The following is a 7,433-nucleotide window of genomic DNA, read 5'->3' on the forward strand; positions in this document are numbered from 1 at the left end:
CCCCCACATCGAGCAGATGGACGCTGTCCGTGACCAACGATTGTTGCTGGATGCTACCGATCATGTGTCTCCGTTACGGAAGGAACTGGCCGACCTGTTGCGAAGCGAGGTAAATCGGCTACACAAAGAAAACGAGACGGCCTACGCAAAAGCAACGCAGGCGCTGACGGCGAACGATGCCTGGATGCAACTTCTGGAACAGGATCGGAACAGTATCCTTGGACAGGTAGGCTTGGTGACACCTGTGCCGCCCTCTGTAAAGACCGATGAGGCACTGGCGGCATACCTGGATGCCCGGTCGCTTACAGCAATGCGGGCGGAAATTGACGCCATCCCTGGCCGTGTAAGCCAAGCGATTCAACGCGCTGCGAAACAACTCGAACCAAAGGTGCAGACGGTTAACATTGATCGTGCAACGTTACGCTCCGAGGCGGATGTCGAAAAGTGGATTGAAAAACAAAAGAAACGTGTACTGGATGCCCTGAAACAGGGGCCTGTGTTGATAGATTAGCGAATCAGCGGCAGGGATGCCGCTGCCACTATAACGCAACCTTCTAGCCGCACTATAGAAGTTGAGAAAGTCATAGTAGCAGAGGCTTCCAGCCTCTTGAGAATATAACAAGGATGTACCTGTATAGTAACAGAGGCTTCCAACCTCTTGAGAATACAGCAAGGATATACCTGTGTAGTGGCAGAGGCTTCCAGCCTCTGGTATTGAGGACCAAACCGTGTACTATTTTGACAAGAACGAAACAGCGGCAAAACTTTCTGGTACGCTGCCGCACTGGAGACAGGCCGGCAAAACCTATTTCGTTACCTTCCGGACTGCGGATTCGATACCTCAAGAAAAACTTCGGCTATGGGAAGAAGAAAAAAAGGCTTGGCTCGCGGCTCATCCCGAACCGCACGATGCCGAGACGAAGAATGAATTCTATGACCGCTTTCCTCGGCGCCTTCAGCAGTGGCTTGATGCAGGCTACGGTGCCTGCCTGCTCGCCCGTCCGGAACTGAAACAATTAGTCGAGGACGCATTGCGCTATTTTTCCGGCAAACGTTATGAACTTGATGAATTCGTGGTAATGCCCAACCATGTGCACGTAGTGGTTGCCCCATTCAATGAATATGAACTGTCGGAGATTCTCCATTCATGGAAGTCTTTCACTGCAAACAAAATCAACAAGATGGTTGAACGCACAGGGCCATTTTGGCAAAAAGAGTCTTTTGACCACATTATCCGCAGCCCGGAACAGCACGAACGTATACGACAGTACATACGAGAAAATCCAATAATGGAAAAAACTGCCCGACAAGAGAATCAGCGGCAAGATGCCGCTGCCACTATAGAGCAACCCTCCAGCTTTTGTGACCAGAACCAAGAGAACGATGCCATAGTGACAGAATCTTCCAGCCTCTGTGATTTGAACCAAAATACTGGGGGTATAGTGGCAGAGGCCTCCAGCCTCTGTGACCTACACCATAATACCAAGGGCATAAGGGGAGACACTTATGGCAAGTCTTGAAAGAACTCTTCGAAGGCAACTTGAAAATACCGTCAAGCAAGCCCGTCGTGTGGCCGAGGCCGGTGGGCGGAAGGCCATAGAGCAACTTGCCGTGCATCATCATGAGCCGTGGTCCAGCATGTCCCTCGAACAGCGCCAGCTGCGGAATCGTCTGCGCGCACATGGTCGGCAGTTGGGGGATCGTCGAGATGAACGACGGGGCACTCAAACCATTGAACGGCTTGTCGGCGAATGCGCCTACGAACACTGGCACCGAATGTTGTTTGCCCGGTTCCTGGCTGAAAATGATTTGCTTATCGAACCGGAGACGGGTGTTCCCATCACATTGGCCGAATGTCAGGAATTGGCGAGGGATAAGAATCAGGACTGGCTGGAACTGGCCAGCAGTTACGCTGTCCGAATGCTGCAAGAGATATTCCGACCGGATGATCCTGTACTCCAAGTGAACTTACCGCCGGAAACTGTTTCCGTTCTTGAGGATTTATTGAAGGGTCTTCCTTGTGAGGTATTCACCGCTGGTGACAGCCTGGGCTGGTGTTATCAATTCTGGCAGGCGGAACGCAAGGACGAAGTCAACGCATCGGGCAACAAGATCGGCGCGGATGAACTGCCCGCAGTAACGCAGTTGTTCACCGAGGATTACATGGTGGACTTCCTGCTCGACAATACCCTTGGCGCATGGTATGCAGGCAAGGTACTTGCTGAAAATCCGGAACTGGCAGCGAATGCCAAAGACGAGGATGAACTGCGCAATGCTGTGGCATTGCCGGGATGCCCTTGGAAGTATCTGCGGTTTGTCAAAGTAGCAGAGGCTTCCAGCATTTGTAATCAGCGGCAGGATGCCGCTACCACTATAGAGCAACCTGCTTACATCAGGAATCAGCGGCAGGATGCCGCAGCCACTATGGGGAAAACTTCCAGTCCTTCTAAACAGGAAAGTATAGTGGCAGAGGCTTCCAGCCTCTGTAATCAGAGCCAGGATGGCTCTGCTACTATATGGCGCCCTGCCGCAGGCACGTTTGATGGCTGGCCGAAGACAGCAAAGTTACTCACCTGTCTTGACCCATGCATGGGCAGCGGCCATTTCGAGGTGGCCATGTTCGAGCGGCTGGTGGCGCTGCGTATGGCAGAGGAAGGCATGGATGAAGCAACCGCCGTGGCGGCAGTCATCCGCGATAACCTATTCGGGTTGGAGATTGACCCCCGCTGCACCCAGATTGCCGCATTCAACCTCGCGCTGGCAGCGTGGCGGCGCGTGGGATACCGACCCCTGCCGCCCATGAACCTCGCCTGCTCCGGTCTCGCCCCGAATACCCGAGAATCCGACTGGCTGGCTGTTGTCGGTGACAATGAGAAACTTCAGAACGGCATGGTGCGGCTTTACGGGTTATTCCAAAAGGCGGCAGTGTTGGGAAGTCTTATCAACCCACGGCTAAACACCGAGGATATGTATATCGCTGACTATCATGAACTTCAGCCGCTATTAGAAGAGGTACTGGAGCAGGAGACCAAGGACGATACTTCGCATGAGATGGCAGTGACTGCTCAGGGTTTGGCGAAGGCAGCGGAAATACTTGCTGGACAATACACGCTGGTGGCAACCAATGTGCCCTATCTAGCGCGGGGAAAACAGGAATCAGAATTACGTGAGTTTGCAGAGAAACACTACACGGAAGCCAAACAGGATTTGGCTACGATTTTTTTGGCCAGATGTCTGGAATTTGTCAAGGATGGTGGCCGGAACTTTCAGTTCCGGGAATCCGGAGCAGGATGCTTCGGCCACTATGGAGCCATTGCATCTGTCACACCGCATAACTGGCTCTTTCTCACCAGCTATAAACAACTACGCGAAAAACTGCTCAAGGAAAAAACATTCGATGTCATTGCCAGACTTGGACCGTGCGCGTTTGAAACCATCAGCGGTCAAGTGGTGAATGTTGCCCTCTGCATCCTGAGCAACACTACGCCTGAAACGGAACATGCGCTCATGGGACTGGATGTGTCCGAGGCAAGACGGCCTGAGGAGAAGGCGTTGGGGTTGGGTTTCAAGATTTGGTTGTCTGAACAAGGAGCGCAACTGCAAAATCCGGATGCGAGAGTAGTGTTTGAATCAGCAGAAGGTCAAGAACTTCTATCAGAGTATTCTGGTGCTTATCAGGGGGTATCTCCCGCAGACTACCCACACTATGGTCGTGCATTCTGGGAAACCAACATGGACAAAGAATGTGTACGTTGGCAAGCATCGGTGGAAAGGCCTCTTCATTATGGTGGGCGGCATCAAATTTTGTGGAAAAATGTTGATTTTATGTTTGCGGTGGAGCAAGGATACGCATATTGGCGTGGCAACGATTCGATTGGGAAAAATGGTGTTGTGGTCAGTGCCATGCGAGAACTTCCCGTTACCTTCTCAGAAGGTCATCCCAACGACACGAATGTCGCCATCATAGTCCCCCAGAATCAATCTCACCTTCCTGCCATCTGGTGCTTCTGCTCGTCGCCAGACTACGCACAAGCAGTCCGACGAATTGACCAAGCACTTAAAGTAACGAATGCAAGTCTAGTCAAAGTCCCCTTCGACCTTGACCACTGGCAGCGTGTGGCCGCCGAACAATACCCGCATGGCCTTCCCGAACCGTATTCCGACGATCCGACACAATGGCTATTTCATGGTCATCCCTGTGACAGCGTGCGTTGGAATGAAGCCACTAAACGACTGGAAGTAGCCTCAGAACCGCGTGTGGATGCAACGGTCCTTCAGGTTGCGGTAGCCCGGCTGTTGGGGTATCACTGGCCTGCTGAAAAGGAAGTGACAGGAACTTACAGTTCCGCAAATCCGGCGCAAGATGCTCCGGCCACTATGTGCCTCTCCATGGAATCCCGCGAACTTGTGGCACGTTGCGAGGCGCTATATTCTTTTGCCGATGATGACGGCATTGTGTGCCTGCATCCCGTCAACCGGGAACAACCCGCCGCGTCCCGCCTTCGGACACTCCTCGCCACCGCTTTCGGCGATGCATGGAGCGCTGGCAAGGAGCGGGAACTGCTGGCTGCCGTAGGAATGAAAAAAGGATCGCTGGAGGACTGGTTGAGCGACGGCTTTTTCGAGCAACATTGCGCACTGTTCCATCAGCGTCCCTTTATCTGGCATATATGGGACGGTCGGCAAGACGGTTTCAATGCGCTGGTCAATTACCACAAACTGGCAGATAGTGGCAGAGGCTTCCAGCCTCTGGAATCAGCGACGGTGGATGCTGTGTCATCACAAGAAGCAGACCATAGTGGCGGAGGCTTCCAGCCTCTGGAATCAGCGGCAGGATGCCGCTGCCACTATGAGGGCACGCACACTGGTCGCCGCATCTTGGAAAAACTCATCTACACCTATCTTGGCGACTGGATTACCCGGCAGCGGCAAGACCAGCAGCAGGGTGTTGAAGGCGCAGACGCACGGCTGGCAGCGGCACTACATCTCCAGAATGAACTGAAGAAGATCCTCGAAGGCGAACCGCCCTATGACATATTTGTCCGATGGAAACCCCTGCATGAGCAGGCCATCGGCTGGGACCCCGACATCAACGACGGTGTCCGCATGAATATCCGCCCCTTCATGACCGCACGCCCGCTGAACGCTAAAGCTAAGAATGCCTCCATCCTGCGGGTAACGCCTAGAATTAAATGGACCAAGGATCGCGGCAAAGAACCCACCCGCCCGATAGAAGATTACCCTTGGTTCTGGGGCTGGGATGAGAAAACACAAGACTTCCCCGGCAGCAAAACCTTCGACGGCAACCGCTGGAATGACCTGCATTATACTAATGCACACAAACAATCTGCACGGACAAGACGCGGGGGGCTCAGATGATGAAAAACCACCCTCCAGGCAATTATGTAAAAGCGCGGAATGGACTCCCAGAGATACAAAAGACCGTATTCGACGATATTGTCGCCGATTTTTCCCATACCACAAACTTACACGACAAAACAGGGTACGTGCCTTATTACGCCCTTTCGGAAATGGTTCGCATGGGCTGGCGACTTGCGGAGGAACCCGACGACGCGCGGCGCCAAATGCGACTCCTCGAGGTAGCGTTGCAAGCACTTGGCCCCGCCGGACCACCAGACTTGCATGAGTTTTTCTACAAAGACTCGCCTTGTGGAACGGTGGCCTCTTCCTATAAACGCACAGGCGACTTGCTTTGCCGTCTACTCGAAGACAATCCGGACAAGTCTCTCATTTTCCCGATGCTCTTCTGCTACCGGCATTTCATTGAAGTGAACCTCAAGAGACTGCTCCTTCTTGCCGGAGTCGACCTTCAGGCTGTGCTTAACGAAGACGAGAAGAAGAAGCCGCACAGTCTGGTCATTCTCCACCAAATACTCAGTGTTCGCCTTCCGGACAATGCGAAGACTGCGACCATCGGAAAAAAGACATCTGTTCAGAAGGAACTGGAGCGAATCAGAAAATGGGCAGCGCGTATGAATAAGGTGGATCCCAAGTCTGACCGTTTCCGTTACGCAGAAGACAAGCGAAGCCGCCCCTATGATTTCCCCGACTTACACAGCCTTTTCCAACTCTCGGAGCTTTCGGTCCTGCACACTGAGATGGAACGGCTGAATGAATCTTTTTATCATGTTGCCATTGTACTCGTGGGACCACCCGAAACCGAAGGAAATGAAGCAAATTGACAAACCATGTGCATGATACACTGATTGATGCTATGCGAACCTCAATGGAGTCGGCTTTGTGTGTCCCCGAAGGAGTTGAAGCACCAGTCGCCTTGCTCTGGACCGACGCGGACGGCCAGTGGCGTTCGCTGATACCAGCATTGCAGGTGGCCCTGCCGCAACTTTTCGTTCTGGGCGCCTACGCGCCAGAACGCCGTGCCGGTCCGGTTATCTGGCTCCGTTGTATTGTTGATCGCACGCTGTCCGACATGGCCCTCCCGGATGGTACCATACCCATCGTGTACCTGCCTGAGGTAAGCCGACAGCAGCTTCGCGCCGGTGGCGATTGTCCTCGCCACCTGCAACCGCTGATCGAACTTCAGTACCGTGGCGCGGTGTGGCATCAGCGCAACGGACGGGATTGGACGGTGGAAGCATTTCTGACCTCGATGGACGCGCTCGATCTCGATGTGGCCACGGACCAGCGCACGAAGGAAGCGATGATGCGGGCGCTACCCGTGTTGGCGACGGAACCCGTTACAAGCCTGCGCGGGCGACGGCTCGAGGCGGAAGATTTCGACAAACTCATGGTAGGCGATCCGGCACGGGACCTGCTCTCGTGGTTGAGCGACGAAGCGGCGTTCCAGAGCCGGTGTGATGGTGCGCGATGGGAGAGTTTCAGGAGCGTATGCAAACGGGATTTTAATTTTGATCCGGAGCAGGATGGTATCCGTTGGGCGGGTGAGCGACTGTTCGAAAGTGAGGGCGCATGGAATGATCTGTGGGAGCGTTTCTGCGAAGCGCCGCAACTCTATCCAGGTGTGGCAGAAGTACTGCACGATGCAAGGCCAACAGACCTGCTCGCTGACCCTTCCCGGCAGCCGTCGCACAATGTGGACGCGGAAGCGACGCTTCGGAACGCCTTGGGCGAAGTGGCAAATCTTCCCCACGCAAAAGCCTGTGCCGAAATACTTGCGTTGGAAGCGGCGCATGGATCCCGGCGTACCTGGGTTTGGTCCCGGCTTGGAGAAAGCCCGCTTGCACTGTTACTGGAACCCCTGTCCCGCCTTGCGCGGCTGGCAAACAAACCCCTTGGCGGGAAAGGTCTCAGCGCCCTGGCCGACGCTTATGCTGCCGAAGGGTGGCACTGCGACCGGGCGGCAATGGATGCCCTGGAGCAGGCAAAAACTACAGCAGATGTTGGCCTTGTCAAAGCCGTGTTGGGCGCGTTGTACATCCCCTGGCTTGAAC

General features: G+C 54.2%; 5 protein-coding genes. All 5 read left to right on the plus strand.

Annotated features, from left to right (window positions below; translation table 11 throughout):
- The coding region (locus GX117_07445) for a BREX system P-loop protein BrxC (protein ID NLO33173.1) at nt 1-511 on the plus strand (511 nt) is incomplete at its 5' end.
- Between the two features lie 202 nt (nt 512-713).
- Nucleotides 714-1,520 carry a hypothetical protein gene (locus GX117_07450; GenBank protein NLO33174.1) on the plus strand — a complete coding sequence of 269 codons (807 nt, stop codon included), beginning with the start codon at nt 714-716 and terminating at the stop codon, nt 1,518-1,520.
- Nucleotides 1,507-5,379, plus strand: coding sequence for an SAM-dependent DNA methyltransferase (locus GX117_07455; GenBank protein NLO33175.1), 3,873 nt, complete (start codon nt 1,507-1,509; stop codon nt 5,377-5,379). Before GX117_07450 ends, GX117_07455 begins: the two co-directional genes overlap by 14 nt.
- Complete coding sequence (locus tag GX117_07460; protein NLO33176.1) at nt 5,376-6,203, plus strand: hypothetical protein; 828 nt, start codon at nt 5,376-5,378, stop codon at nt 6,201-6,203. Before GX117_07455 ends, GX117_07460 begins: the two co-directional genes overlap by 4 nt.
- The coding region (gene pglZ / locus GX117_07465; protein NLO33177.1) for a BREX-1 system phosphatase PglZ type B at nt 6,200-7,433 on the plus strand (1,234 nt) is incomplete at its 3' end. The genes GX117_07460 and pglZ, both read left to right, overlap by 4 nt.

The sequence above is a fragment of the Candidatus Hydrogenedentota bacterium genome (assembly GCA_012523015.1).
Lineage (GTDB): Bacteria > Hydrogenedentota > Hydrogenedentia > Hydrogenedentales > CAITNO01 > JAAYBJ01.

Coding starts and splice junctions, on each gene's coding strand:
- GX117_07455 (NLO33175.1), top strand. CDS start 1,507: ATGGCAAGTCTTGAAAGAACTCTTCGAAGGCAACTTGAAAATACCGTC.
- GX117_07460 (NLO33176.1), top strand. CDS start 5,376: ATGATGAAAAACCACCCTCCAGGCAATTATGTAAAAGCGCGGAATGGA.